A 24,817-nucleotide genomic window follows, 5' to 3' on the forward strand; every position below is an offset into this window, starting at 1 on the left:
GTGGGCTAGCGGCGCTTGCGGGCGGCCGTTGCCTTGCGGACGGAGGTCTTCTTGGTAGGAGCCTTTTCCTCAGTGGGAGCGGCGGGGGAGACCGAGGCCTCCTTGGCGGGCTCAGTCTTTGCCGTAGCCTTCGGAGCGGTCTTGACCTCGGCGGCCTTCGGTTCCGGCTCGGCCTTTATTGCGGGCTTTTCCTCGACCTTAGCCTCTGCCTTGGGAGCAGCGGTCTTGGCCGTGGCCTTTTTGACCGTCGTCGTAGCTCGCTTGCGCGTGGTGGTCTTGGCGGCCGGCTTAGCCTCGACAGCTTCCTCAGCCTTAGGCGCAGCGGGCGTCTCCTCGACTTTGGCGGCCGGCTTAGCGGCTGCCTTGGTCGTGGCGGCCTTCTTGGTCGTCGACTTCGTAGCCGTGGTCTTCTTGGCGGTCGTCTTCTTGGCAGCGGCCTTGGCCGGAGCTTTTGCCGCGGGCTTAACCTCGGCTGCAGCGGTCTCGGCCTTTACCTCGGGAACGACCTCGGCCTCGGTGGCCTTCTTGACAGCTGCGGTGGTGCGCTTGCGCGTGGTCGTTGCCTTGGCTGTAGCCGTCTTTGCGGCGGTGGCCTTAGTGGCAGTGGTCTTGGCTGCAGAGGTCTTGCTCGCAGTTGTAGACTTGCTCGCCGTGGTCTTCTTAGCCGTCGTCTTGCGGGCCGTCGTCTTCTTAGCGGCAGGCTTCGCAGCGGGCTTAACCTCGGCATCAGCAGCGGGCTTCGCCTCGGCCTTGGTCTCCTCAGCAGCGACAGGCTCCTCGACCTTAGGCTCCTCAACAGGTGCGGCAGCCTCAGCTACGACAGGCTCCTCGACAGGCGCGGGCTCCTCGTCAGCCACCGCCGCCTCAACCGGCGCCGCCGGCCTCTCAATCTCTGGGTGCATAAAGAAGTACAGGTCCAGATACTTGTCGGCCGAGCGCGTCCAGCTAAAGTCCTGGCTCATGGCCTGCGTGACCAGCTGGTTCCAGGCATCGCGGTTGTCCCAGAACAGGCGCGCCGCGCGGAACACGGCGTCGCCCATCTCGTCGCCGTTAAAGTTACTAAACGAGAAGCCCGTGCCCTCGCCGGTAAACTCGTTATACGGGATCACCGTGTCCTTCAGACCGCCGGTCTCGCGAACAATCGGCAGGGTGCCGTAGCGCATGGCGATGATCTGCGACAGGCCGCAGGGCTCAAACTTCGAAGGCATCAGGAACATATCGGCGGCGGCATACATGCGCTGCGACAGCGCCGGATCAAACTCGATGCGCGCGGCCATGGTGCCGGGGTACTTGTCCTGGAAGTAGCGCAGGCCGTCCTCGTAGTCGCGGTCGCCGGTGCCCAGCACGGCCACCTGAACGCCGCCGGCCAAAATTCGGTCGAGCGCGTACATAACCAGGTCCATGCCCTTCTGGCGCGTCAAGCGCGTGACCATCACCATGAGCGGACGGTCGTCGCGAACCTCGAGCCCCAGCTCTTCCTGCAGCTTGGCCTTGCACACGGCCTTGCCGGAACGGTCCTCGACGGTGTAGTTGGCGGCAATGCGCTTGTCGGTCGCCGGGTCAAAGCCCGCCACGTCAATGCCGTTCAAAATGCCCTGCAGCGCATAGGAGCGCTCGCGCAGCACGCCGTCCAGGCCCTCGCCAAACTCGGGCGTCTGGATCTCGTTGGCATAGGTGGGGCTCACCGTGGTGATGGCATCGGCATAGCGCAGCGCGCCCAGCATGTAGTTGATGCTGCAGGCGTCGCAACGCAGCTGCGAGGCGGCCGCCGGAATATGCGCCACGCCCAGGATGTCTTCCATCACAGTGTCGCTAAACTGGCCCTGGAACGCCACGTTGTGGATCGAGAACACGGTCTTGACGCGGTCGTACAGCGGAAGGCCCTGGTAGAACTCGCGCAAGAACACGGGCGCTAGTGCCGTCTGCCAGTCATTGCAGTGCAGGATGTCACACTCAAAACCGGCCGGCAGGTGCTGTAGACTCTCGGTGATGGCCTTGGAGAAGAACGCAAAGCGCTCGCCGTCATCAAAGAAGCCGTACGGATAGTCGCGCGCAAAGTAGCGCTCGTTGTCGATGAACATATAGGTGACGCCGTCGTGCTCGAGCTTCTCGAGCCCGCAGTACTCGTTGCGCCAGCCCAGGCTCACGTAAAAGTCGGAGAAGTGCTCCATCTGCGCCTTGTACTCGTCCTTGATGGTTGCGTACTTGGGCACCATCACGATAACCTCGGCGCCGGCGCGCACAAGCGCCGCAGGCAGCGAGCCCGCCACGTCGCCCAGGCCACCGGTCTTAACAAACGGTGCGCACTCGGCCGAGGCAAATACGATCTGCATCTTTTTGCTGGAATCTGCCATATTGTCTCCCATGTTGCAATTCGAGAATAGCCGCCTGGCGCTAACCGGGCGGCTATTCTACATGTTACGAGCGATGTTGCGGTGCCAACGTTAACGTACGATGGTGGTGTCGGAAGTTAACGGAGCCTTGCCCAGCACCAGGATGTTCTCGGGCGTGCCGCGAAGCTCGGTGTTGGTGGGGACCACGTTGTTCTTGTCCAAAATGGCGTTCTCGACGCGGGCGCCGCTCTTGATGATGCAGCTCTGGTTGATGATCGAGTTGGTCACCGAAGCGCCTTCTTCGACCACGACGCCGCGCGACAGGATCGAGTTGCGCACGGTGCCCTTGATGATGCAGCCGGCCGAGATGATCGAGTTGCACGCGTGGCTGCCGGTCGCATAGCGCGAAGGCGGCACGTCGTGGGCCTTAGTCAGGATCGGGCGCTCGGGGTCAAAGAGATGGTCGGCCACGGTCTGGTCGAGCAGGTCCATGCTGCGGCGATACAGTGACTTCTCGCTAAACACGCCCACGACCTCGCCCTTGTACTCGTAGCTGCACACGTCGATGTTGCTAAAGTCGCCCTGGAGTGCCTCGAGCAGGTCCAGATAGTCGGCGGCCTGGTAGTGGTCGATGATCTCGAGCAGCGTCTCGCGGTTGACGATGCAGCAGTCCATGGAGGCGTTGTCGCCGTACGCGACGCCGGCGCTCACGCCCGTCAGGCGGCCGTTCTCGTTAATCTCGAGTTTGGTCTCGTCTTCGACATTGCGCGTGGCCTTGCAGTACACCACGGTCATCTGGGCACCGGAGTTCTCGTGCGCCTCGATGATGGTGTTGAGGTCCATGTTAAAGATGATGTTGGTGCCCATCATCACGACATAGGGATTCTCCGAGCGCTGGAACAGCGTCTTGTTGGAGATGATGTCGCGCAGCAGGAAGCGCATGCCGCCCTTGGTGGTGCCGTACGCGTTGCCGGGCACCATGAACAGGCCGCCCTTCTTGCGGTCCAGGCCCCAGTCCTTGCCCGAGCCCACGTGGTCGATCAGCGAGCGGTAGTTACCCGGCATGACGACACCGACGGTCTTGATGCCGGCATTCATCATGTTGGACAGCGGAAAGTCGATCAGGCGGTAGCGGCCCAAAAACGGAACGGACGCGATGGGGCGGTCCTTGAGTAGGACACTGCCGTAGGACGAAGAGTAGTTAGCGGTGATATAACCGATGGCCTTGCGATTGATCATCGGATCATTCCCCCTTCCCGATAACGACGTCATTTCCAACGACGGCCGTATCCTTGGTGGTATCGACAGAGCCGAGCTTCACGCCCTCTTCGACCGTGGAGTTCTCGCCCAAAATAGCGCGGCAGATGTGCGCGCCGCTCTTAACGTGCGCACCCGGCAGCAGCACGGAGTCCTCGACCACGGCGCGCTCCTCGATGATGACATCGGTCGAAAGGATCGAGTGGCGAGCGGTGCCGTAGATCTTGCAGCCGTTGGAGACCAGGCAGTCGTCCAGGCGGCCGTCCGGTCCAATGTAGTGCGGCGGACGCGTGGTGATGTTGGACATGATGGGGAAGTTCTTGTCAAACAGATCGAACTCGGGGTTGTTGCCCAGCAGATCCATCGAGGTCTCGTGGAAGCTGGCGATGGTGCCGACGTCCTTCCAAAAGCCGTGGAACTCGTAGCTGTACAGGCGCGTGTTCTCGCCGAGCAGCTTGGGGATGATGTCCTTGCCAAAGTCGTGGCTCGAGCGCTGGTCCAGAGCGTCCTCCTCGAGCGCCTCGATCAGCACATCGGCCGAGAAGATGTAGATGCCCATGGACGCGAGGTTCGAATCGGGCTTCTCGGGCTTCTCGGTGAACTTGGTGATGCGGCCGTCCTCGGGGTCGGTGGTCAGGATGCCAAAGCGGCTGGCCTCCTCCCAAGGCACGGGCATAACGCTCACCGTGAGGTCGGCGTTGTTCTCAATGTGCGTCTTGAGCATCTTGCGGTAGTCCATGCGATACAGGTGATCGCCCGAAAGAATCAGGACGTACTTGGGGTCGTTGGCCTTGATGTAGTCGAGGTTCTGCGTAATGGCGTCGGCCGTGCCCGCATACCATGCGCCACCGGTCTGCGTCTCGTACGGCGGCAGGATCGACACACCGCCGTCGCGGCTGTCCAGATCCCACGCCTCGCCGGAGCCCACGTAGGCATGCAGCAGGTAGGGACGGTACTGCGTCAGAACGCCCACCGTGTCGATGCCCGAGTTGGAGCAGTTGGACAGCGAAAAGTCGATAATGCGGAACTTGCCACCAAAGCTAACCGCCGGCTTGGCGATCTTTTGGGTGAGTGCCCCCAATCGGCTGCCCTGTCCTCCTGCGAGGAGCATCGCGATGCATTCTTTCTTACTCATCGATTTCTCCTTCTGTCATCGATGTTCCTAACCCATTAGCGACGGGCGCGGCGCACTGTCACGCCCGTCGAGTAATGCCGTGCGGCAAAGGGAGCTCGCGCGCCTTTACGCGTGCCAGATCTCGTCGCGGTACTCGCGAATTGTGCGGTCGCTCGAGAACCAGCCGGAGGAGGCGGTGTTGAGCAGGGCCTTGCCGTTCCAGGTCTCCTGGTCGCCGTAGCTGTTCGTGAGCTTCTCCCAGGCGTCGACGTAGCTGCGGAAGTCGGCCATGACCAGGTCGGGGTCGTTGTTGTTCATGAGCTCGTTGTAGATGCTTTCGAAGTTGCCCGAAAGGCCGGCAAACGTGTTGTCCTTGAGCTCGTCCATCACGCGGCCCAGACGCTCGCGGTCGCCGTTGAGGGTGTCCCACGCAAAGTAGCTGTTGGATGCCCAGAGCTGCTCGACCTCGGGAGCGGTCAGGCCAAAGATGGCCTCGTTCTCGCGGCCGGCCAGGTCGGCGATCTCGATGTTGGCGCCGTCGAGGGTGCCCAGCGTAATGGCGCCGTTCATCATGAGCTTCATGTTGGACGTGCCTGAGGCCTCCTTGCCGGCCGTGGAAATCTGCTCCGAGATCTCGGCGGCGGGGTAGATGAGCTGGGCGTTGCTCACGCGGAAGTTAGGGATAAAGCAGACCTTCATGACCTCGTTGACACGGGTATCGTTGTTGATGACGTCGGCCACGGAGTTAATGAGGCGGATGGTCTCCTTGGCAAAGGTGTAGCTCGAGGCTGCCTTGCCGCTAAAGATGAAGGTCGTCGGCGTCACGTGGAAGTTGGGATCGGCGATGCGACGGTTGTAGATGTCCATCACCTTCATAATGTTCATGAGCTGGCGCTTGTAGGCATGGAAGCGCTTTACCTGGACATCGAAGACGGTGTTGGGGTCAATGTCCAGACCGGTCTCGGCCTTGACGTAGGCGGCCAGGCGTTCCTTGTTGGCGCGCTTGGAGGCACCCACGGCCTTCAGGAACTCGGAGTCGTTCTGGAAACTTTTAAGCTTCTCCAGCTCAAAGGCGTCCTTGAGCCAGCCGTCGCCAATGGCCTCGGTCACGAGCTTGGCATAGGTGGGGTTGGCCTCGGCAAAGAAGCGACGGTGGGAGATGCCGTTAGTCTTGTTGTTGAACTTCTCGGGCGTCAGGGCATAGAAGTCCTTGAGCACGATGTTCTTGATGATGTCGGAGTGGATCTTGGCCACGCCGTTGACGCTATGGCTGCAGATCACGGACAGGTTGGCCATGCGGATCTCGCCGTCCCACAGGATGGCGGTCTGGCGCAGACGCTCCTGCCAGCCCTCCTGGGTGGTGTCGAACGACTCGTGCCAACGACGGCTGATCTCGTCGATGATCTGGTAGACGCGGGGGAGGAGTTTGGAGAACGTGCCGATGGGCCACTTCTCCAGGGCCTCGGGCAGGATGGTGTGGTTGGTGTAGCTCACGACCTGCGTCACGATGTTCCAGGCGTCATCCCACTCGAGTTTCTTCTCGTCGATGAGGATGCGCATGAGCTCGGGGCCGCACATGGCGGGGTGCGTGTCGTTGGTGTGGATGGCCACAAACTGCGGCAGCAGCTCCCAGTTCTCGCCGTGCTCTTTCTCAAAGGTGTCGAGCAGGCTGTAGATGCCGGCCGAGACAAACAGGTACTCCTGCTTCAGGCGCAGCAGACGGCCGTGCTCGCCGGCGTCGTTGGGGTAGAGGATGGCGCTGATGGCCTCGGCTTCGGCGCGCTCGGCGTCGGCCAGGGCATAGTCGCCGCGGTTGAAGGCCTCCAGGTCAAAGTGCTCCTCGACCGGCTCGGCGGCCCAGACGCGCAGCTTGTTGACGGTCTCGCCGGCATAGCCCACCACGGGGATGTCGTAGGGGACGGCCAGGATGTCCTGCGTGTCCACCGTGCGGTAGAACGTGCGGCCGTCCTCCTCAAAGCCTTCGACGCGGCCACCAAACTTGATGGTCACGGCCTTGTCCTGACGACGCACCTCCCAGGGATAGCCGTGGGTGAGCCACTCATCGGTGGCCTCGACCTGGCTGCCGTTAACGATTTCCTGCTTAAACAGGCCGTAGCGGTAGCGCATGCCGTTGCCGTAGCCGGCGATGCCCTCGGCTGCCATGGAATCCAGGAAGCATGCGGCCAGACGGCCCAGGCCACCGTTGCCCAGGGCCGGATCGGGCTCCTGGTTCTCGATGACGGACAGGTCAAAGCCCATGTCGTCGAGCGCCTCGGCGACCATGTCGCGCACGCCAAAGTTGAGCAGGTAGTTGTCGAGCAGGCGGCCGATCAAAAACTCGATCGAGAAGTAGTACACGCGCTTCTTGCCCTCGGCGGACACGCGGGCGTCGCTGGTGGTGGCCACGGTGCGTGCCTTCTCGGCCACGAGCTTGGCCAAGGCGTTAAAGCGGTCCAGGTCGCTGGCGGTCTCGACGCTCTTGCCGCTGATGCTCATGACGGCTTCGCGATAGAGCTCGGTAAACTCCTGCTTGTTGTCGAAGATCTTATTCATACGTTCCTTTCCCCCGGGGATGTTTCTCCCGGAACGGTTATGACTTGTATCCTACGCCCCCGCGGGGCGGGTAATTACAGCTGTAACGGCTTTGTTACGCATCCTTGGCAGATGCTTTAACAGCGCCTGCCTTAGCCTTGGGAGCAGCCTTTTTGGTGGTTGCCTTCTTGGCCGTGGTCTGGGCGGCAGACTTGGCAGCCTTCGCCTTAGCCGGAGCCTTCTTTGCTGCTGCAGTCTTGGGCTTCACCGAGGACGCACGCTTGCGCGTCGCCTTCTTCGGCTCCTCGACCACGGGCGGCTTGTAGCTGCTGGGGCCGCGGCGCTTAAGCACCACGCCTGCCAGGCCGGGCACCTTAATCTCGATGGAGCCCATCTGCCCGTTCCAGGGATAGGGCTCGCTCGAGCAGGTGTAGGGTTCCTCTCCGGCGTATCCGCTTCCGCCAAACTCGGGACGGTCGGAATCGAAGATGACCTCCCAGTCGCCCTCGCGCGGCACGCCCACGCGGAAGCTCTCGTAGCTCGCCGGGTCAAAGTTGATCAGGATCACCAGGTCGTCATCGACGTTCTCGCCCTGACGCACAAAGCTCACGATGGACTGCTTGGAGTTGTCCGCGTCGATCCAGGTAAAGCCGTCGTCGGTGTAGCCGCGCTCGTACAGGGCGGGCTCGGCGGTGTACAGGTGGTTCAGCGCCTTAATGAACGCCTGATGATGACGGTGAGTCTCGTACTCCTCGGTCAGGAACCACTGAATGGACTCGTAGTAGCGCCACTCAATAAACTGGCCGATCTCGTTGCCCATAAAGTTGAGCTTGGCACCGGGATGCGTCATCTGGTAGAAGGCCAGCGTGCGCAGGCCGGCAAACTGGCGCCACCAGTCACCCGGCATGCGGCCGATGAGCGAGCACTTACCGTGCACGACCTCGTCGTGGCTCAGGGGGCAAATGAAGTTCTCGGTAAAGGCATACATGATGGAGAACGTGAGCAGACCGTGGTTGCCGGGGCGCCACGGAAAATCGGTCTGCATGTAGTGCAGGGTGTCGTTCATCCAGCCCATGTCCCACTTGTAGTGGAAGCCAAGGCCGCCGTCCTGGGGCGGGTAGGTCACGAGCGGCCACGCGGTGGACTCCTCAGCCATCATCATCACGTCGGGGTAGTGCGCCTCTACAGCGCAGTTGACCTGACGGATAAACGCGCTGGCGTCCAGGTCCTCCTCGGTACCGTACTTGTTGAACTTCTTTTGGCCGGGATCGTCGATGCCAAAGTTGAGGTACAGCATGCTGGACACGCCGTCCATGCGAATGCCGTCCACGTGGAAGTTCTCGAGCCAGTACAGCACGTTGGAGACCAGGAAGGAGCGGACCTCACCGCGGGCGAAATCGAACTTGTGCGTGCCCCAGTTGGGGTGAATCTCGTGCTCAAACAGCATATGGCCGTTAAAGGTGGCAAGGCCGTGGGAGTCGGCGCAAAAACCGCCGGGCACCCAGTCCATGATCACGCCGATGCCCGCCTCGTGGCACGCATCGATAAAGTGCATGAGCTGCTGCGGGTTGCCGTAGCGCGACGTGGCGGCGTAGTAACCGGTCGTCTGGTAGCCCCAGGAGCCATCGAAGGGATGCTCCATAAGCGGCATGACCTCGATATGCGTGTAGCCCATGTCGCGCACGTAGTCCACGAGCTCCACCGACAGGTCGTCGTAGGTGTAGAACTCGCCGCGCTGCGCGGGGAAGGGATCCATGGGGCCAGGGTAGTTGCCGTATTCGTTCGGCTCGCCCTGCGGCGCGTCGCCGTGGCGCTTCCACGAGCCAATATGCACCTCGTAGATGTTAAGCGGCTGCGACATATGGTTGTGACCGGCGCGGCGCTTGAGCCACGCGGCGTCGTGCCACTGGTAGCCATCGAGGGTCCACAGCACGCTCGCGGTGCCCGGAGGGCACTCAGCCTTAAAGGCATACGGATCGGCCTTGTAGAGCTTCTCGCCCTCGTTGGTCTCGATAAGGTACTTATAGAGCTGGCCCTGCTCGGCGCCAGGAATAAAGCCTTCCCAAATAGCGCTCGTATGCACGGGCACCAGCGGGTCGGCTTGCTCATCCCAGTCGTTAAATTCGCCAATGACGTGAACGCTCTTTACGTCGGGCGCCCAAACGCAAAAACGCCACCCGCGCGTACGGTTCTGCGTGTCGGGGTGCGCGCCCATCTTTTCCCAGCTGCGCTCCCACGTACCGATGCCAAACAGATAGACATCGTCTTTGGTGAGCTCCGGCGCGTGCGGAGCGGCTTTACGGGTAGCAGGCTTTTTGGTTGCTGACTTTAGCTTTGTATCGCTCACGTTTGATCCCATCATGACGCGGCAGCGTGTTGCCTTGGTGACTAGATGCGAAAGGTCCAAGGCTGCACGAATCGAAGGGACGGCGAAGTTTCTGTGATTCGTTCCACCTCGCGTGCTCGGTGGAACTTTCGGCAAAAACTACGATAACACCTGTTCGTTACTTATATGAACGAAAGTGTTTTTGCGGTGGCGTTTAATCGGTAAGCGCCATGTTTATGCCACTGGCAGAATTGCGATGGTAAAACTCTTGACAGTTTTACCAATTAGGGTTTCAAGATAGTTGGGTTGACGTTTGGTAAAACGTTTTTAGCAGGTTGTTTACTCTTTGACATCGAAAGGCTCGTTTATGGACCACATCGCTGCCCCAAGTGTTGCTTTTATTTTCGATTGCGACGGCACGCTGGTTAACAGCACCCCCGTTTGGGCCTATGCCCAGCCCGAGTTATTGCACCGCCACGGAGTTGACGTTACGGTCGACGATTTTGCCCAGTTTGAGCATTTGTCGCTCGAGGACGAGTGCCAGGCCTACCACGACACCTGGGGCATTGGCGAAAATGGCGAGGAGCTCTACCGCGAGCTGAGCGATATCCTGATCGATGGCTACTCCAAGGTGCCGCCGCGCGAGGGCCTGCTTGCATTTTTGAAGCAGGCGAAGGAGGCCGGCATTGCCATGTGCGTGGCCACGTCCACTCCGGCCGAGCTGGTTACGTCTGCGCTTGCGGGCGCCGGGCTCGATGCCTACATGGAGTTTGTGACCACCACAGGCGAGGCGGGGCGCTCCAAGCAGTTCCCCGACGTATACGAGCTGGCGCTGCGCCGCCTAGAGGAGCGTCACGGGCACAAGTTTGAGCGCGCGTGGGTGTTTGAGGACGCCGTCTTTGGCCTTAAGAGCTCTGGCACCGCCGGCTTTAAGCGCGTGGGCATCTATGACCCGCACGGGCGCATGGAGCGCGACGAGGTTCGCGCCAACTGCGACATCTTTATCGATAGCTATGAGGATCTGGATTTGGCCCGCGTGCTTTCGTTTGAGGGATAGGCGAGGGCTGTGGCTTGCAAGGTATTAGTGGTCTGCGGCTCGCCCGTGGTGGCGAGCGCGGATCTGTTGCGTAGGCTAGCGGGGGAGTGCGACCGCGTTGTCGCCGTGGACCGCGGGCTCGACGCGCTGTTGGGCGCAGGGCTGGACTGCGACGTATATGTGGGGGATGCCGACACGGTGAGCGACGCGGGTCGCGCGTTGGTCGATGCCGCCGAGGCCTTTGAGGTTGAGCGCCACGACCCTTACAAGGACTATACCGATCTTGCGCTGGCGCTCGATTCCGTCCGCCGCCGCTGGCCGGGTGCCGAAGTGATTACGACCTGCGCCACCGGCGGTCGTCCGGATATGGCCCTGTCCGTGCTGGGGCTACTGGCAGGCTATGCGGACGCCCCCGTCTGGATCGACGAGGATAAGGTGGTTGCCCGCGTCCTTCACGCAGGTGAGTCGTGGACCATCGAAGGCGCCGAGGGCAAGACGTTTTCCATCATCGCCATAGCCCCCAACACTGAGGTAAGCGAGCACGGCCTAGAGTGGGAGCTAGATCACAGCTCCCTGGGCCTGCTAGCCGATACAGGCATTAGCAACATAGTCCGATCAACTGCAGAGATCGAAGTCCATACCGGCACTGCAATAGCGTATTTGCTGCATCAGGGTTTTATCGGGACGGTCGGCGAGTATGAAAACCCGTAAGTGCGAGAAGCAATTACAAAAAACTTCTTGCACAACTAAGAATCTTCCCCTATAGTATCTCCTCGTCACGGGGGCGTAGCTCAGCTGGGAGAGCGCTTGACTGGCAGTCAAGAGGTCAGGGGTTCGATCCCCCTCGTCTCCACCATCGTGAATGCAAGGCCTCTGGGGAACCTGAGGCTTTTTTCATATGCAGTCACCGCGCAAACCAAAGTGACGCCACACCAGCGCCCACACCCAAAAAAGTTGCGCAATTTACTTCCCACTTGTGTGCATAGTTTGTTAACCCAACATAATTCCATTTTGCATTTCACGTTGTCAGCGTTGCAGCTCGGGCAGTGAGTGCCAACAGCTAAACCCGCATAAACCTGCGACAATGTGAACAAGTTTGCAAAATAACCCCCTTAAGCACTGCAGATGAACGATATGTTGCCGCGCATGGCCTAAATCGGTTTCTAGTCGCCTTGTGCTAGGATATCTATCGTTACATGGGTTCAACTGTGTTCACGGCTCCAGCAAGCCTCAAAGCGCAGGGTCGATCGGCATCCGGCCGTAACGGCGGTGCCAGAAAAACCACGAGCTCCAATAGCGTCGTCATGCGTATCGCATCGAATGACTTTGTTCTTGTCTATGTGCGTGCTGTTCTTTCGACTCGTTATTTCATGACAAATTGCAGCAGTCCTACAGCTGTTTGCGTGCGGTCTAGTTTTGTTCCCGCTTGACTGGATCGCACGCAGCCAGCTGGAGACGTGGTCATTTTTGCGATACACGTCCGCGTCTCTAGCCACTGCACTTATACATACCGTTCACGGTGGGGCAGAGCCACGTGCTTGTCTAACTGGGCTCAGGGTTTGAATATGGAGCGCCTTCGCGCACAAGCGCCCTGGCGAAGCCATGCCCAAACCCCGTGAGCCACACGTAAGACAGCAAGGGGGTGGTGCTCGTGTGGTATGTGATCCAGGTTATTAACGGTCGCGAAGACGTAATGCGCGAGCGCATCGAGCGCATGGTGCCGGCTGGCGCCATGCAGGAGCTTTTTTATCCCCAATATCAAACCGAGATCAAGGTACACGGCGAATGGGTCAACACGACCAAGCCGCTCTTTCCCGGTTATCTGATCTGCGATACGGCAGATCCCCGTACCGTGCAACAGTATCTGCTGCGCATGGACGACTTTGCCCGGGTGCTTTCCCAGGACGGTCAGTTTGCGCCGCTGGCAAAAGAAGAGGTCCAGCTTATTGGCAGCTTTACGCATGTGGGAGACCGTGTAGTGCCCATGAGCGAGGCCCTAAAAGACGGCGACCAGGTCGTAGTGACGGCAGGTCCGCTGTTGGGCCACGAAGGCCTTATCAAAACCATTAACAGACGCAAGAGCACTGCTTATTTGGAGCTCGACCTGTGCGGTCGACGCGTAACTACGCGCGTTGGCCTTGCCGTGCTTTCAGCCGAGCAGCGCGTCATGCGAAACCTAAAAAAGGCGATCGCCTAACTGCGGGCGACTGTTTAACGGGACAGGGAGGATCCCCGGGGCGGGGACGTAGGTTTGAAGGAAATAGTGGGAGATAATCAAATGGGGGATGCAGCAACTGCTGCTGTTACGCTTGAGGACAGGCGCGAGGCTGCAAAGCTTAACAACGTTGGAAAGCATGAGCCTAAGCTGTCGGAGAACGGTGTACCGGCCGACGTGCTGGAAAAGTTGTTGCCCGGTGACGACATCATTGAACTAGAAGAACCCGTTGTTAACGGTGGACTCTTCTACCGCTTTATCAAGCGATCTTTCGATGTTGTCTCATGCGGGTGCGCGCTCATTATTCTTGCGATTCCGATGGCTGCTATTGCCGTCAAGATTAAGTCCGAGTCCGAAGGCCCCGTCATTTATGCACAGCGTCGCGTTGGCAAGGACGGCAAGGTCTTTAACATTTATAAGTTCCGCAGCATGTATACCGATGCTGAATCGCGTGGTGCTCAGTGGGCCCAGGACGAGGATCCACGCGTAACGCCGTTTGGTAAGTTCATGCGTAAAACGCGTTTGGATGAGATTCCGCAGTTCTGGAATGTTTTTAAGGGCGATATGAGTCTTATCGGTCCGCGTCCCGAGCGTCCTGCGTTCTGCGAGGAATTTGAGAAGCGTATTCATGGTTGGCACTTCCGTACCATGGTGCGTCCTGGAATTTCAGGCCTTGCCCAGGTGACCGGCGGATACGATCTTCTGCCTAGTGAAAAGGTCGTGTTTGACCTCCAGTACATTAAATCGAGAAACATCAAGATGGATGTTGTGATCATGCTTAAGACGCTTGGCGTTGTGAGCACCGGAGAAGGTGCAAGGTAATGCGTTTACTCTTCTTGACAGATAGCTATCGACCCAGTCGATCAGCCTGTGCCAATCGCGTCAGCGTCCTTGTTCAGGCTATGCTTGACGCGGGAATTGATGTTCAGGTTCTTTCTTCAAGTGACAGTCTTCTCGGTGCTCCAGAAAATTACGAAAAGCCTGATTTTGTTACGTTTTTTGAAACATTCCCGCTTCAAGAAAAAACGCTAGTTAATCGTTTAAAGAATAACTTTGGAGGCCAACGGGAGTCTATTAAAGTTGCTGCTGGCATGGGTGATTTTGATGTCGTGCTTTGCACGACTCCTCCGTTGCTTTTGACAACTTCGGCGATTTCGATTGCAAAAAAGAAGAACGCAAAACTAGTTTTAGATGTTCGGGATATTTGGCCAGATGTTGCAATCGAAATGGGCACTTTTAAACCAAATAGCCTTTATGGACGATTCTTTTCCCATATTGCAAAGCGTGGTTTTAAAGCAGCGGATATGGTAACGACGGTCTCGGCGGGAAAAGTCACTAAACTAGCATCTCGAATCTGCAAGGCAGGTGCATCGGTCCAATTAGTTCCCAATGGCATTGATGAATCGTTTGTTGAATCTACAGAAGATAAAGCCGTCGTTGATCAATTTAATCTGGATAAAGGCACCGTATGTTCTTATGTGGGCAATATCGGACTTGCACAGGGCTTGGGAACGCTTCTGGATATTGCTGCAGTGCGGCCGAATATTCGATTCCTTCTATTTGGAACTGGTGCAGACAAGCAAAAGCTTGAAGACAGAGTTCACGAAGAAGGTATTACAAACGTAGAGTTTTGCGGCACTGTTGACGCGGCTGGTGTATATACCGTATTAAAGCACTCGGCGTTAGCCTATGTCCCTTTGGTCAGCTCGAGGCTTAAAGACAGCATTCCAACCAAACTTTATGAATGTATTGCATGTGGTTGTCCGGTTCTTCTTGCAGCCCAAGGCGATTCCGTTGACTTACTTGAGGAAAGTGGCCTTGGTAAACATGCTGCCCCTGAAGATCCAAAAGGATTGCTTCGAGAGTTCGATGCCTTGATTGAACAAAAATATACTGAGGAAGAAAAAGCGAAATGCTGCGCTCGAATGCTATCAGAGCATTCGAGACAAAAGGCGGCTTGTGAATTCGCTGAGTTGCTGCTGGCTGAATTCGAGGGCGATTGCTGATAATGAAATTGCCCAGTATCCAAAAAGCGCTTCTATACGCAAGAACCATTCGTCGCATGAAGCCATCCATGATTGGCTCTAGACTAAAAGGGCTTCACAAAGTGCCTTTAACGGTTCCTCCGCGTATTCAGTATTTAAGCTTAGCTATACCTAGTCTAGACTGCGACGAAATTTACGCTGGCCGGTTCGATGTCGATGCGCTGGCTCGAAATGAATTCTTTCTCATCAACGAGAGGCATAAGGTAGATCTTTCGTGCTGGAATGTTCCTGAGGCCTCTCATCTATGGAATTTCAATCTTCATTACTTCGAATTTTGCATTCCTCTTGCAGCACGCTATGCATTGGGCGGAGACCGAGAGGATCTCGATCAATTTAAGAGAGTTGTTCTCACTTGGATTGCGACATGCAAATATCCGCTTGGCGATGCTTGGCATCCTTATACAATTTCTCTAAGGCTCGTCAATTGGCTTATCTGTATAGATTTGTTTGGTGATGCGCTGGCGGAAGACTCCATTTTTATGGAAACGGTATTTGAGAGCATGTATCACCAATACCGTCACCTGCTTGTAAATCAAGAAAAGCACCTGTTAGCGAATCATTTTTTTGAAAATCTAAAGACGATCATTATTTGTGCCCTAATGTTTGGTGAAGATGGTGTGCTGTCGTCTGTTGAGCGTGAATACATAAAACAGCTTGACGAGCAAATTCTTCCAGACGGCGTCCACTATGAACGCTCTATGATGTATCACAAACTCATTCTCGAGGGCCTATTGCGTGTGGAGCTTGCTTACCGTTCGGTCGGTAAATCCGCACCAAAAAAAGTGGCTACAAAATCCAAGCAAATGCTTGACGCCATGGCTTCAATTGAGCGGGGTATGGGGAAGACTCCATTCTTTAACGACGCTGCCGACGGTGTTGCAAAAGAATGCGAGCCACTCATTCATGCATGCCGAAACATCTATGGCTACGAGCCCGATTGCACTAAGACTGCCTTCCCTGACTCTGGCTTCTACAAGCTCTACGACGACACCGCCGCTTTGGTTTTCTTCGCGGGGAAGCCTGGCCCGCCTTACATGCTGGGTCACGCCCACTGCGACCTTCTGAGTTTCGAGCTCTCGATTGCCGGCGAGCCCACGATCGTGAACTCGGGCACTTACGCCTACCAGAGCGAGCTGAGACCCTACTTCCGCAGTACGGCAGCACATAACACCGCAACCGTCGACGGCGATGAACAGATGGAGTGCTGGGCCGAGCACCGAGTGGCACGAGGCGTACGTGAGGTACGCGTCGAGCGCGCTACCGAGTGCTGTATCACAGCAAGCTTCCGAAACTACAAGGGGCACCTGCACCGACGCACGGTCATTCTTTCAGACGGTTCCCTCAGCGTCGAAGACCGTACCGACCGAGAGGACATTAGCCTTGTCCAGTGCTTTCACCAAGCGCGCCCGGGACTGGTGCGAATAGTCCCCGTCCCTGGGTGCGTCAAACGGAACTCACTTGTTGAAGCATCTTGTCTTCTCGGCGAGATTCACTCGTCATCTCTTGTCGAAGTGTCCCGTTTTGGTTCGGTCGCAAGCAATATCTTGTATGGCCCGTAAAGCGTCTGACGGCCCTACTTTCTCACAATCGTCCTCTATGTCATGGCTGTACTCGGCCAGACTAATTAAGAAAGGAACCTCGAATATGGTTAACGTTATCGGTCTCGGCTACATCGGCCTGCCCACCGCCCTCATGATGGCATCCCACGGCGTGGAGGTCGTGGGCACGGACTACAACGAGGAGCTCGTCGCCACGCTCAACGCCGGCAAGACCACCTTCAAGGAGGAGGGCTTGGACGAGCTGTTCGCCGACGCCCTGAAGTCCGGAATCAAGTTCTCCACCGACTACCAGGTCTGCGACACCTACATCGTCTCGGTCCCCACGCCCTACGACAAGCTAGACAAGAAGATCGACCCCTGCTACGTCGTGGCGGCCTGCAAGACCGTCCTCGAGGTCGCGCCCGAGGGCGCCGTGCTCGTAATCGAGTCCACCGTCTCGCCCAACACCATCGACCGCTTCGTTCGCCCGCTGCTCACAGAGGCCGGCCGCGAGGACGTCAGGCTCGTCCACGCCCCCGAGCGCATCATCCCGGGCAACATGGTCTACGAGCTGCTGCACAACAACCGCACCATCGGCGCCGACGACCCCGAGGTGGGCGAGGCCGTGGCGAAGGTCTACGCCAGCTTCTGCCAGGGCGAGATCTCCGTCACCGACATCCGCACCGCCGAGATGACCAAGGTCGTCGAGAACACCTTCCGCGCGGTGAACATCGCCTTCTCCAACGAGCTCGCCAAGATCTGCCGCATCGGCGGCATGGACGTCGCCGAGGTCATCCGCATCGCCAACAAGCACCCGCGCGTGAACATCCTCAACCCCGGCCCGGGCGTCGGCGGCCACTGCATCCCGGTCGACCCGTGGTTCCTGGTCGGCGACTACCCCGAGACGGCCAACTTCATCCGCCTCGCCCTGCAGACAAACGCCTCCATGCCCGAGTACGTCATGCACCGGGCCCACGAGGTCATGGTCGAGCGCGGCATCACGGACGCCTCGAAGGTCGGCATCTACGGCCTCACCTACAAGGAGAACGTCGACGACGTCCGCGAGTCCCCGACGCTGCAGATGCTCGAGTCCATGTCCGAGCACCTCTGCGCCGGCTCCGTCAAGGTCTACGACCCGTGGGTCGAGCGCGACGAGGTTCCCGGCCAGGTCCATTCCATGGAGGAGTTCCTGGACGGCCTGGAGATGGTGATCGTGATGGTCGGCCACTCCCTGGTCACGGACAACCCCGGCATCTTCGGAGACCGCGTCCTCATCGACCCGCGCAACGTCTGCGGCGACGGAGAGAACGTCTACAAGCTTTAGCATTTATTTGCGTGGGGACGGATGATGATTAAGAACAATAAAAAGTATCGAGTGTTAGTTGCTGCTGAGAACTATCCTGGGAATCCAAATGGGAAAAATGTCTCTCATCAGTTTGTTCATGTAAGAAATGCATCTTATAAGGCATCTGGCGTTGACGTTACTGTGCTTAATTTCAGCTCGGAAAATGACTATATGTTCGAGGGTCTTCCAGTTATTTGCCCTCGAACATATACTGAGCAAAAGGGCCAGTTTGATGTTCTGATATTCCATCAACCCAATCTTAAACATGCCGTCCCTTTTTGCCTTAAGAACTCTGATGACTTTAAGAGCTTCATTTTCTTCTTCCATGGTCATGAGGTGCTTAAGCTCAGTGTCTCTTATCCTAAGCCGTACAGTTACTGCAAAGATAATTACCTTGCAGTAAAAACGAGAGATGTGTATGACGATATTAAATTTGTAGTACTTAGGCAGTTTTTCTCGAAGGTCAAGGCCAAGTCGCATTTTGTTTTCGTCAGCGGTTGGATGTATGACGAGTTTAAGAAATGGCTTAAGGTCGATGATTCCTTTCTCGGCAATCGAGCTCGAATAATTCCTAATTGCATCGCCGATGAATTTGAAAACAATTCATATGATTGTCGATGCGAGAAGACATACGACTTTATCACTGTTCGTGGAAATCTTGATACATCAAAATATGCCGTTGATTTAGTGATAGAAACCGCAAGATCAAATCCCGATTATTCTTTCCTTGTTGTAGGAAAAGGAAGGATATTCGAACACTTCGGTAAGCCCGAAAATCTATTTTGGCTGGATATGACGCTATCTCATTCAGAAATTACACGGTACTTAAACGAAGCTCGTTTTGCGTTAATGCCTACTCGCACCGATGCCCAGGGTCTTATGATGTGCGAAATGGCTTCCTTTGGCATACCTCTTATTACCTCGGATATTTCGGTATGTCGTGAGGTGATGGCGGGGTTTGATAACGTTGCTTTAGTCTCTAATGATTCTTTCTCGAAAGACGCCATAACTGCTTCTAAGAAGTTATTTCCAAAGAGCGGATCTTTTTCGCCGTTTTCCAAAAGAAACACTATCGAACGCGAGATCAGGCTTATTGACGAAGCAATTGAGGAGAGGGCTGAATGCTGATTCTGCTTGGTTTGCTTCAACTGATTGCATGCATTGGGCTTCTAGTTTGGGAGTTCAATAAGCGTTCTGTAGCTATCTTTTTTTGGGGCATGCTAACAATTGTTTTTTCGTTTCCTCATTTTATTGTCTCTCTTGCCGGAAACTATTCATGTAAAGAATCGTCAATAGCTACTGCTTCCCTTTTTGTTATTTTATTTTCTGGATTTTATTGGCTTACAAGAAGTGTGACCCTTAAACCAAAGAATATTGCTGACTGCGATTCTCTTTCGCTCGGTGTTAATACCGAAGAAGGAATTAAGAAGCTTGATTTTGTCGTCACCTTCTTTGTTCTTGCGTTTGTTGTTTGGCTGCTCGCCTTCTCAAAGTCGTCGCTCGGGGGGCTTGGCAATACAAGCTGGGGCCAATTCTATAGAGCAACGAGCAGTCTTGGATTTTCCCCGTTATTCCTAGCGCCATATCTATTTGCGTGTAGCGGCGGCGCGGTTATTAACTCAGTCAGGTCAAAGAGAAAGCTGCAGTCATTTTTACTTATTGCTTGCTGCCTGATTTATTTATTTGTTACTAAAAATCGTGTTGTTATGCTTGCCGTAGCGTGTCCTTTCTGCCTCCTTCTAATCGATCGTTTCAAGAAGATAGGTTTGAAACAGATCATTGTGGCTATCTGTGCCGTTGCTTTTGTCGTTTATCTTGTCTATGCAGTGTTGATATTTCGTCATGCAGGAACAATCGACACATTTATATCAAGTTTTTCTTTTTCTGATTTTAACAAAAAAGTGTTAAGCGCGATTTTAACCGGAGAAGGAGAACTTGGTCTGAGAAATATTTTCTATTACTTCATCGATTTCAATAATCAATTTACTGGCTTTGGAGTGGGGGCAACTTATCTAAGGGTTCTTTTATTCTGGCTTCCTGGAAGCCTGTCCCTTGGTATCAAGCCAGATGATTTTGCAATTACGATGGCTTCTGCATATATGGGAAACCCTTCTAATACAGCCTACTCAGTTCATCCAACATTTTTTGGTGACGCTTATGCAAATTTTGGCTTCATGGGGTTTTTGGTTGGCATCCTTTGGGGGGCCATTTTTAATGTAATTGATACCTATGTCGGAAAGAAGAGCGACCATCTTCGTCCTTATTTAATTTCGACACTCGCTTTTTCGTTTGTCATTATCGGTAGAGGGTCTGTTTACAACGGAGCTGTTATTGCTGTAATTTCTATTTCGCTTCTCATCTTTTCGAATTGGCTATTAGACAGGTTCTTCCAAAACAACAAGGTTTCGAAAAAGATTGATAGGTGGCTCTAAATGAGGGCTCTGCTTGGTTATTCTGTTGCAAGTTGGTTATCTGCCATTATCGGCTTCATAGCGATCCCTATCGCAACCCGTTCGTTCGATCAAGAAATTATCGGCAAGTTAAATCTATTGCTTTCATGCGCTCTTATACTTCAAACGGTAGTTCTTATGGGCCTTGATCAAGGTTATTTGAGGCATTTCTTTGATTTAAAAGGTTCTAGGCAGAAGAACACACTTTTGTTCTTCTGCCTAGTAATTCCAGTAGTAGCCACCCTGTTAACCTCGTTGATTGTTTTTTTATTTAGCGATTTTGTAATTTCCTTCTTTGATGCTAGTGGAATTCTGATCTGCTTCGCATTGGTTTTGGCTTTAAGTTCCTTTGTTATTGTTCGTATCGCTATCTGTTATTGCCGTGTTAAAGGGTTTTTGCCGTTATTCATTCTTCTGTCTGTCGCCTTTACCATACTTACAAAGTGTCCTTATCTTTTAAACTTTGGTAATAAAAGTCTCGACTCAACACTTAAAATAATGTCAGCCATTTTTATCTGTGCAGTTATTCTCTCTGCAGCAGTAATGCTTCCTGACATTAAGGGATTCTCATTTCATTACCTTAGAAAGATCGATTATGGTGCAATACTCCGGTATTCGCTTCCAATGATGCCAGCGATGCTTCTTGCAAATCTTAATACCTACGTCCCACAATTTTCGATTAAGTTATTTTCCGGCTACGCAGATCTGGGCGTTTATTCTATGTCTGCAACCGTTGCGTCAGTTGTTGGCCTTGTCTCGGCCGGAGTAAATTCATTCTGGCCCACATATGTGTATGAGCACTACGATGATCATCACGACACCGTTATTTTATTTCATAAGGTCCTTGTCTCCGCGCTCTTCGTGCTTGGAGTTGTCTTGATTTCCCTTCGTTTTATGGTCCCTTGGTTTCTTGGAGAACGGTACGAGCAGTCTGCGACACTTTTCGCCGTTCTTATCATTTCCCCAATTTGCTACTCGATTGGTGAAACATCTGGCATTGGGATTCAAATTGCCAAGCGAAGCCGGTTTTATCTTTTTATTTACTCTGCTGGTTTATTTTTAAATGTAATTTTGGCAACAGGACTCACGGCTATTTTTGGAATGATAGGTTCAGCTATCTCGGTTGCAGCAGTTGCCATGTTGATGCTCTTTCTCAAAACGAGTGTGGGTAATAAATATTATGACAGCATTGGTTCTTTTAGATGGTCCACTGCGTGCGTTTTACTTCTTGTTCTACAGGCGGTATCGGCAATTATGCTTCCCTATGCCTGTAGCGTTATTGCTTGCATTGCCTCGGTTGTACTATTTCCTTTAGTTGTTGGCATTCAAGACTGCAGGTCAACTCTTTCAACGGTATATAGCTACATTCGAAAATAATAGTGTGGTGTCTTATGATAATTACTGAATCATTTGGTCGAATAATTCTTCTGTTTCGCAAGGCGTTAAATAAGTGCATTGCTGATTATTTATATTCATCAGTTAATAACTGCCGCGATGGTTTTATTACTGCGGAGACCACTCTGATCCACCCAGAAAATATCTATTTGGGAAATAGATCCTATGTAAATGGAGGGATGCTTGCTGCTAGCGCCAATGCCAAAATTGTTATCGGCGACAACTGCATGATTTCGTATTGCGTGCATATTCGGACTGATATGCACGAATACTCTAATCCAAACGTCCCAATGATTGACCAAGGGCATAGTGAAGAAGATATTATCATTGGAGATAACGTTTGGATTGGATATGGTTCTCAGATAATGAGCGGGGTCCATATCGGCTCAAATGCAATCGTTGCTGCCGGAGCGGTGGTTACGAAGGACGTTCCAGATAACGTTATAGTTGGCGGAGTCCCCGCAATTAAACTTTCACAAATTTGTTAGTTAGCTACAATCTTACAATTATTTTTGAGGATGATTTTTTATGAAAAAAGTAATGCTCGTCTTCGGTACCCGCCCGGAGGCCATCAAGATGTGCCCGCTCGTCAACGAGCTGAAGGCGCGCAAGGATGAGTTCGAGACCGTCGTGACCGTGACCGGCCAGCACCGAGAGATGCTCGACCAGGTGCTGCGCGTCTTCGGTGTGGCTCCCGACCACGACCTTGCAATCATGAAGCCGGGCCAGACGCTGTTCGACGTGACGTGCGACGTGCTGCTCAAGCTCAAGTCCGTCCTCGAGGGCGAGAGGCCCGATGTGGTCCTGGTCCACGGCGACACCACGACCAGCTTCGCCGCGGCGCTCGCGTGCTTCTACCTGCAGATCCCCGTGGGGCATGTGGAGGCGGGCCTGCGCACGCACGATATCTACAGCCCCTGGCCGGAGGAGTTCAACCGCCAGGCGGTCGACATCGTGAGCGAGTACTACTTCGCCCCCACGGAGGCCAGCAAGAAGAACCTTCTGGGCGAGGGTAAGCCGGAGTCCAAGATCTGGGTTACCGGAAACACCGGCATCGACGCCCTGCGCACGACCGTGCGCGAGGGCTACTCCCACCCCGAGCTCGCTTGGGCGGAGGGCTCCCGCCTCATCCTCATCACGGCGCACCGCCGCGAGAACCTGGGCGAGCCCATGCACCGCATGTTCCGCGCCATCCGCCGCGTGATGGAGGAGCATCCGGACACCAAGGCGATCTACCCCATCCACATGAACCCGCTCGTCCGCAAGGCGGCGCACGAGGAGCTCGACGGCTTCGACAGGCTCCACATCATCGACCCGCTCGAGGTGCTCGACTTCCACAACTTCATGGCGGCGAGCCACCTCATCCTCACCGACTCCGGCGGCATCCAGGAGGAGGCCCCGAGCCTGGGCAAGCCGGTGCTCGTCATGCGCGACACCACCGAGCGCCCCGAGGGCGTGGCAGCCGGCACGCTGAAGCTCGTCGGCACCGAGGAGGACGTCATCTACCGCGAGTTCAGCCGCCTGCTCTCCGATGAAGAGGAGTATGCAGCGATGAGCCAGGCTTCGAACCCTTACGGTGATGGGCATGCGAGCGAGCGAATTTCAGACGCACTGGTAAGAGGATTTTGCTGAGATCTTTCGTGCGGATCGTATTACTTGACAGGATATTCCCGTCTTTAACCAATACGGGTGATGGGACGGATGTAGATTGTTGATTGGAGATGCCAATGAGTGAGGAACAGACTTACATAGAGTTGCCGGAAAGAAACAACCTTTACGAGGTTGATGAGGAATTGGAGGAGGGAGCAAAACTCTGTGAGAAGTTTCTTCTTCTTCCAGACAGATATAAGGATCGTGAAACTAAAGTCAGACTAATGCTGAGGAATAAGTTTTGTGGCTGGACGCTCAAAGACGAGTTGGTTGTTTCGCTGGGATTGACGGTTGGGGATACTGTTTCAGTTGAAGTTTCGATTATCGGCGGACCTGGCCTTATCAGCGAGAACGGGGATGTAGATTTATTTGCCTGCGGCGATGTCGCCAATAGTCTATTAGACATAGCATGTAGCAACAAAGGTCCGGAGAACTGTATTGTTGACTGCAAAGTTAGGCTTACTTACGAAAAGGCGCCCATCACGAGCAGCAACAAGCTTGTATTCAAGGCGTCCGTGGTCTTGGAGGAGATTATCGATTTCGTGGGTGTTGATGATGGCTTTGGTCGGGTCGATCGAGCTAGGAGTTCTCTTGCAGATTTTGTTCTTGCAAATCTTCAGTAATAAGATTTGAAACTTACTGGAATGAAAAACTCAAAACAAGAACTATACTCGCTGTTGCCTCAGCATGAAGATAGCATATTTGACTACGCTATCCGTCTTTTTGGCAATATCCGAAGCCTTTCACGGAAGCTCGATCAACATGATGTTCGTGAGCTGCTTCTGAACATAGGGATTGACCCTGATTGGTCGGCAAGTCGCCTTGATGGAGAATCGATTGCTCATTTATTGACGCAACGCAGCTCGGGTGGCGACTCAATAGAAGATTGTTCCAAGGCCATCTTGCTGCTCATTCTTAATTGCGGACAACTGTCCTCTGACGTCAATTCAAAAGAAAAGAACTTGCAGCTTGAGGACGGTGATAAAGACACTGTCAACAGGAAGGCCGCCATAGCGCCCATTGCGGAGAAAAGATCATCGTCTGTAGCAGTTTCGGATACTGATATAAGTATGACTGAGGCGAATCTCAGGTTATTGATGCAGGGTTGCTATGAGCGAGCCATGAAGGCCGCATGTGCTTGGTCATTTGGGGATTTATATCCTGTGCTGTTCTCCATTTCGGGAACATTGTTTCTCACCCTTTTGACCTCGAACTTTCATGATGCGCTGTTCTTGTCGTCCAACGCGATCAAGAGTATTGCCTGGTTCATTTGCATACTGGCTGGCATATTGGGCATAGGTGCGGTTGCTTATCATTTTTGGCATAAACCAACAAAACTAGCAAATGAAAGAGACGGGGCGATTGACGAGTTAATCGGCAAAGTTTACGAAAAGGCTGATTAACTTGAATGCTGCATTGGGGAGATTGGAGTGTTCGAAGATAGGTCCATCGCGATGATGTTGCCATATCCGGGTTTCAATAGACGTGACAACCACATATTTCTCTCTGAAGTTCAGGATGGGGACTATGTATTAAATCCGAATAGACCCGCATTGCAACAACCCAAACTTTGGATTTGCT

At 54.6% G+C, this 24,817-nt stretch carries 18 protein-coding genes, 1 tRNA gene and 1 pseudogene; 15 read left to right on the top strand and 5 right to left on the bottom strand.

The window, feature by feature from the left end:
- Nucleotides 1-5 precede the first annotated feature (5 nt).
- The 5 genes from glgA to glgB form a co-directional block, all read right to left on the bottom strand.
- Nucleotides 6-2,354 (bottom strand): glycogen synthase GlgA, encoded by a 2,349-nt coding sequence (gene glgA / locus DW821_RS02680; protein WP_199584255.1) that lies wholly within the window; start codon nt 2,352-2,354, stop codon nt 6-8.
- Nucleotides 2,355-2,444: 90 nt separating this feature from the next.
- Nucleotides 2,445-3,572, bottom strand: coding sequence for a glucose-1-phosphate adenylyltransferase subunit GlgD (glgD, locus tag DW821_RS02685; protein ID WP_118065410.1), 1,128 nt, complete (start codon nt 3,570-3,572; stop codon nt 2,445-2,447).
- A gap of 4 nt (nt 3,573-3,576) precedes the next feature.
- Entirely contained in the window at nt 3,577-4,725 is a 1,149-nt protein-coding gene (locus tag DW821_RS02690) for a glucose-1-phosphate adenylyltransferase (RefSeq protein ID WP_118065412.1), read from the bottom strand.
- A 105-nt stretch (nt 4,726-4,830) separates the two neighbouring features.
- Entirely contained in the window at nt 4,831-7,257 is a 2,427-nt protein-coding gene (locus tag DW821_RS02695) for a glycogen/starch/alpha-glucan phosphorylase (protein ID WP_118065414.1), read from the bottom strand.
- 94 nt (nt 7,258-7,351) lie between these two features.
- Entirely contained in the window at nt 7,352-9,598 is a 2,247-nt protein-coding gene (glgB, locus tag DW821_RS02700; RefSeq protein ID WP_118065416.1) for a 1,4-alpha-glucan branching protein GlgB, read from the bottom strand.
- Between the two features lie 331 nt (nt 9,599-9,929).
- Here glgB and DW821_RS02705 point away from each other — a divergent pair, with 331 nt between their 5' ends.
- The 15 genes and pseudogenes from DW821_RS02705 (at nt 9,930) to DW821_RS02775 (ending at nt 24,639) form a co-directional block, all read left to right on the top strand.
- A complete protein-coding gene (locus DW821_RS02705; protein ID WP_118065418.1) occupies nt 9,930-10,619 on the top strand; it encodes an HAD family phosphatase in 690 nt (229 codons plus the stop codon).
- Between the two features lie 9 nt (nt 10,620-10,628).
- A complete protein-coding gene (locus tag DW821_RS02710; protein WP_118065420.1) occupies nt 10,629-11,309 on the top strand; it encodes a thiamine diphosphokinase in 681 nt (226 codons plus the stop codon).
- Nucleotides 11,310-11,378: 69 nt separating this feature from the next.
- Nucleotides 11,379-11,454: transfer RNA gene (locus tag DW821_RS02715), tRNA-Ala, on the top strand.
- 789 nt (nt 11,455-12,243) lie between these two features.
- Complete coding sequence (loaP, locus tag DW821_RS02720) at nt 12,244-12,795, top strand: antiterminator LoaP (protein WP_233552978.1); 552 nt, start codon at nt 12,244-12,246, stop codon at nt 12,793-12,795.
- 54 nt (nt 12,796-12,849) lie between these two features.
- On the top strand, nt 12,850-13,635 hold the full coding sequence (locus DW821_RS02725; RefSeq protein ID WP_199584258.1) for a sugar transferase: 786 nt from the start codon (nt 12,850-12,852) through the stop codon (nt 13,633-13,635).
- Nucleotides 13,635-14,819: a glycosyltransferase family 4 protein gene (locus DW821_RS02730; RefSeq protein WP_118065426.1), complete on the top strand. Its 1,185-nt coding sequence runs from the start codon at nt 13,635-13,637 to the stop codon at nt 14,817-14,819. The genes DW821_RS02725 and DW821_RS02730 overlap by 1 nt, the downstream gene beginning before the upstream one ends.
- A 56-nt stretch (nt 14,820-14,875) precedes the next feature.
- Nucleotides 14,876-16,417 carry a heparinase II/III family protein gene (locus DW821_RS02735; RefSeq protein ID WP_158567529.1) on the top strand — a complete coding sequence of 514 codons (1,542 nt, stop codon included), beginning with the start codon at nt 14,876-14,878 and terminating at the stop codon, nt 16,415-16,417.
- 85 nt (nt 16,418-16,502) lie between these two features.
- A complete protein-coding gene (locus DW821_RS02740; RefSeq protein ID WP_118065430.1) occupies nt 16,503-17,720 on the top strand; it encodes a nucleotide sugar dehydrogenase in 1,218 nt (405 codons plus the stop codon).
- Between the two features lie 24 nt (nt 17,721-17,744).
- On the top strand, nt 17,745-18,869 hold the full coding sequence (locus tag DW821_RS02745) for a glycosyltransferase family 4 protein (protein ID WP_158567530.1): 1,125 nt from the start codon (nt 17,745-17,747) through the stop codon (nt 18,867-18,869).
- Nucleotides 18,863-20,173: a hypothetical protein gene (locus tag DW821_RS02750; RefSeq protein ID WP_118065434.1), complete on the top strand. Its 1,311-nt coding sequence runs from the start codon at nt 18,863-18,865 to the stop codon at nt 20,171-20,173. Before DW821_RS02745 ends, DW821_RS02750 begins: the two co-directional genes overlap by 7 nt.
- A complete protein-coding gene (locus DW821_RS02755; protein WP_118065436.1) occupies nt 20,174-21,568 on the top strand; it encodes a lipopolysaccharide biosynthesis protein in 1,395 nt (464 codons plus the stop codon).
- Between the two features lie 335 nt (nt 21,569-21,903).
- Nucleotides 21,904-22,047, top strand: a pseudogene (locus DW821_RS10410) (DapH/DapD/GlmU-related protein); the annotation flags it as partial.
- Nucleotides 22,048-22,114: 67 nt separating this feature from the next.
- Nucleotides 22,115-23,218, top strand: coding sequence for a non-hydrolyzing UDP-N-acetylglucosamine 2-epimerase (gene wecB, locus DW821_RS02765; RefSeq protein WP_118065440.1), 1,104 nt, complete (start codon nt 22,115-22,117; stop codon nt 23,216-23,218).
- A gap of 95 nt (nt 23,219-23,313) precedes the next feature.
- On the top strand, nt 23,314-23,859 hold the full coding sequence (locus DW821_RS02770) for a hypothetical protein (protein WP_118065442.1): 546 nt from the start codon (nt 23,314-23,316) through the stop codon (nt 23,857-23,859).
- Nucleotides 23,860-23,865: 6 nt separating this feature from the next.
- Nucleotides 23,866-24,639 carry a hypothetical protein gene (locus tag DW821_RS02775; protein WP_147487020.1) on the top strand — a complete coding sequence of 258 codons (774 nt, stop codon included), beginning with the start codon at nt 23,866-23,868 and terminating at the stop codon, nt 24,637-24,639.
- The last annotated feature ends 178 nt before the right edge of the window (nt 24,640-24,817 follow it).

Source organism: Collinsella sp. AM33-4BH (assembly GCF_003469205.1).
Lineage (GTDB): Bacteria > Actinomycetota > Coriobacteriia > Coriobacteriales > Coriobacteriaceae > Collinsella.

Bases quoted from the DNA above. Each gene is read 5' to 3' on its own strand.
- DW821_RS02755 (WP_118065436.1), top strand. From the start codon at position 20,174: ATGAGGGCTCTGCTTGGTTATTCTGTTGCAAGTTGGTTATCTGCCATT.
- DW821_RS02695 (WP_118065414.1), bottom strand. From the start codon at position 7,257: ATGAATAAGATCTTCGACAACAAGCAGGAGTTTACCGAGCTCTATCGC.
- glgD (WP_118065410.1), bottom strand. From the start codon at position 3,572: ATGATCAATCGCAAGGCCATCGGTTATATCACCGCTAACTACTCTTCG.
- glgB (WP_118065416.1), bottom strand. From the start codon at position 9,598: ATGATGGGATCAAACGTGAGCGATACAAAGCTAAAGTCAGCAACCAAA.
- DW821_RS02690 (WP_118065412.1), bottom strand. From the start codon at position 4,725: ATGAGTAAGAAAGAATGCATCGCGATGCTCCTCGCAGGAGGACAGGGC.
- DW821_RS02750 (WP_118065434.1), top strand. From the start codon at position 18,863: ATGCTGATTCTGCTTGGTTTGCTTCAACTGATTGCATGCATTGGGCTT.
- DW821_RS02705 (WP_118065418.1), top strand. From the start codon at position 9,930: ATGGACCACATCGCTGCCCCAAGTGTTGCTTTTATTTTCGATTGCGAC.
- DW821_RS02740 (WP_118065430.1), top strand. From the start codon at position 16,503: ATGGTTAACGTTATCGGTCTCGGCTACATCGGCCTGCCCACCGCCCTC.
- DW821_RS02730 (WP_118065426.1), top strand. From the start codon at position 13,635: ATGCGTTTACTCTTCTTGACAGATAGCTATCGACCCAGTCGATCAGCC.
- DW821_RS02735 (WP_158567529.1), top strand. From the start codon at position 14,876: ATGAAGCCATCCATGATTGGCTCTAGACTAAAAGGGCTTCACAAAGTG.
- wecB (WP_118065440.1), top strand. From the start codon at position 22,115: ATGAAAAAAGTAATGCTCGTCTTCGGTACCCGCCCGGAGGCCATCAAG.
- DW821_RS02745 (WP_158567530.1), top strand. From the start codon at position 17,745: ATGATTAAGAACAATAAAAAGTATCGAGTGTTAGTTGCTGCTGAGAAC.
- DW821_RS02770 (WP_118065442.1), top strand. From the start codon at position 23,314: ATGAGTGAGGAACAGACTTACATAGAGTTGCCGGAAAGAAACAACCTT.
- glgA (WP_199584255.1), bottom strand. From the start codon at position 2,354: ATGGCAGATTCCAGCAAAAAGATGCAGATCGTATTTGCCTCGGCCGAG.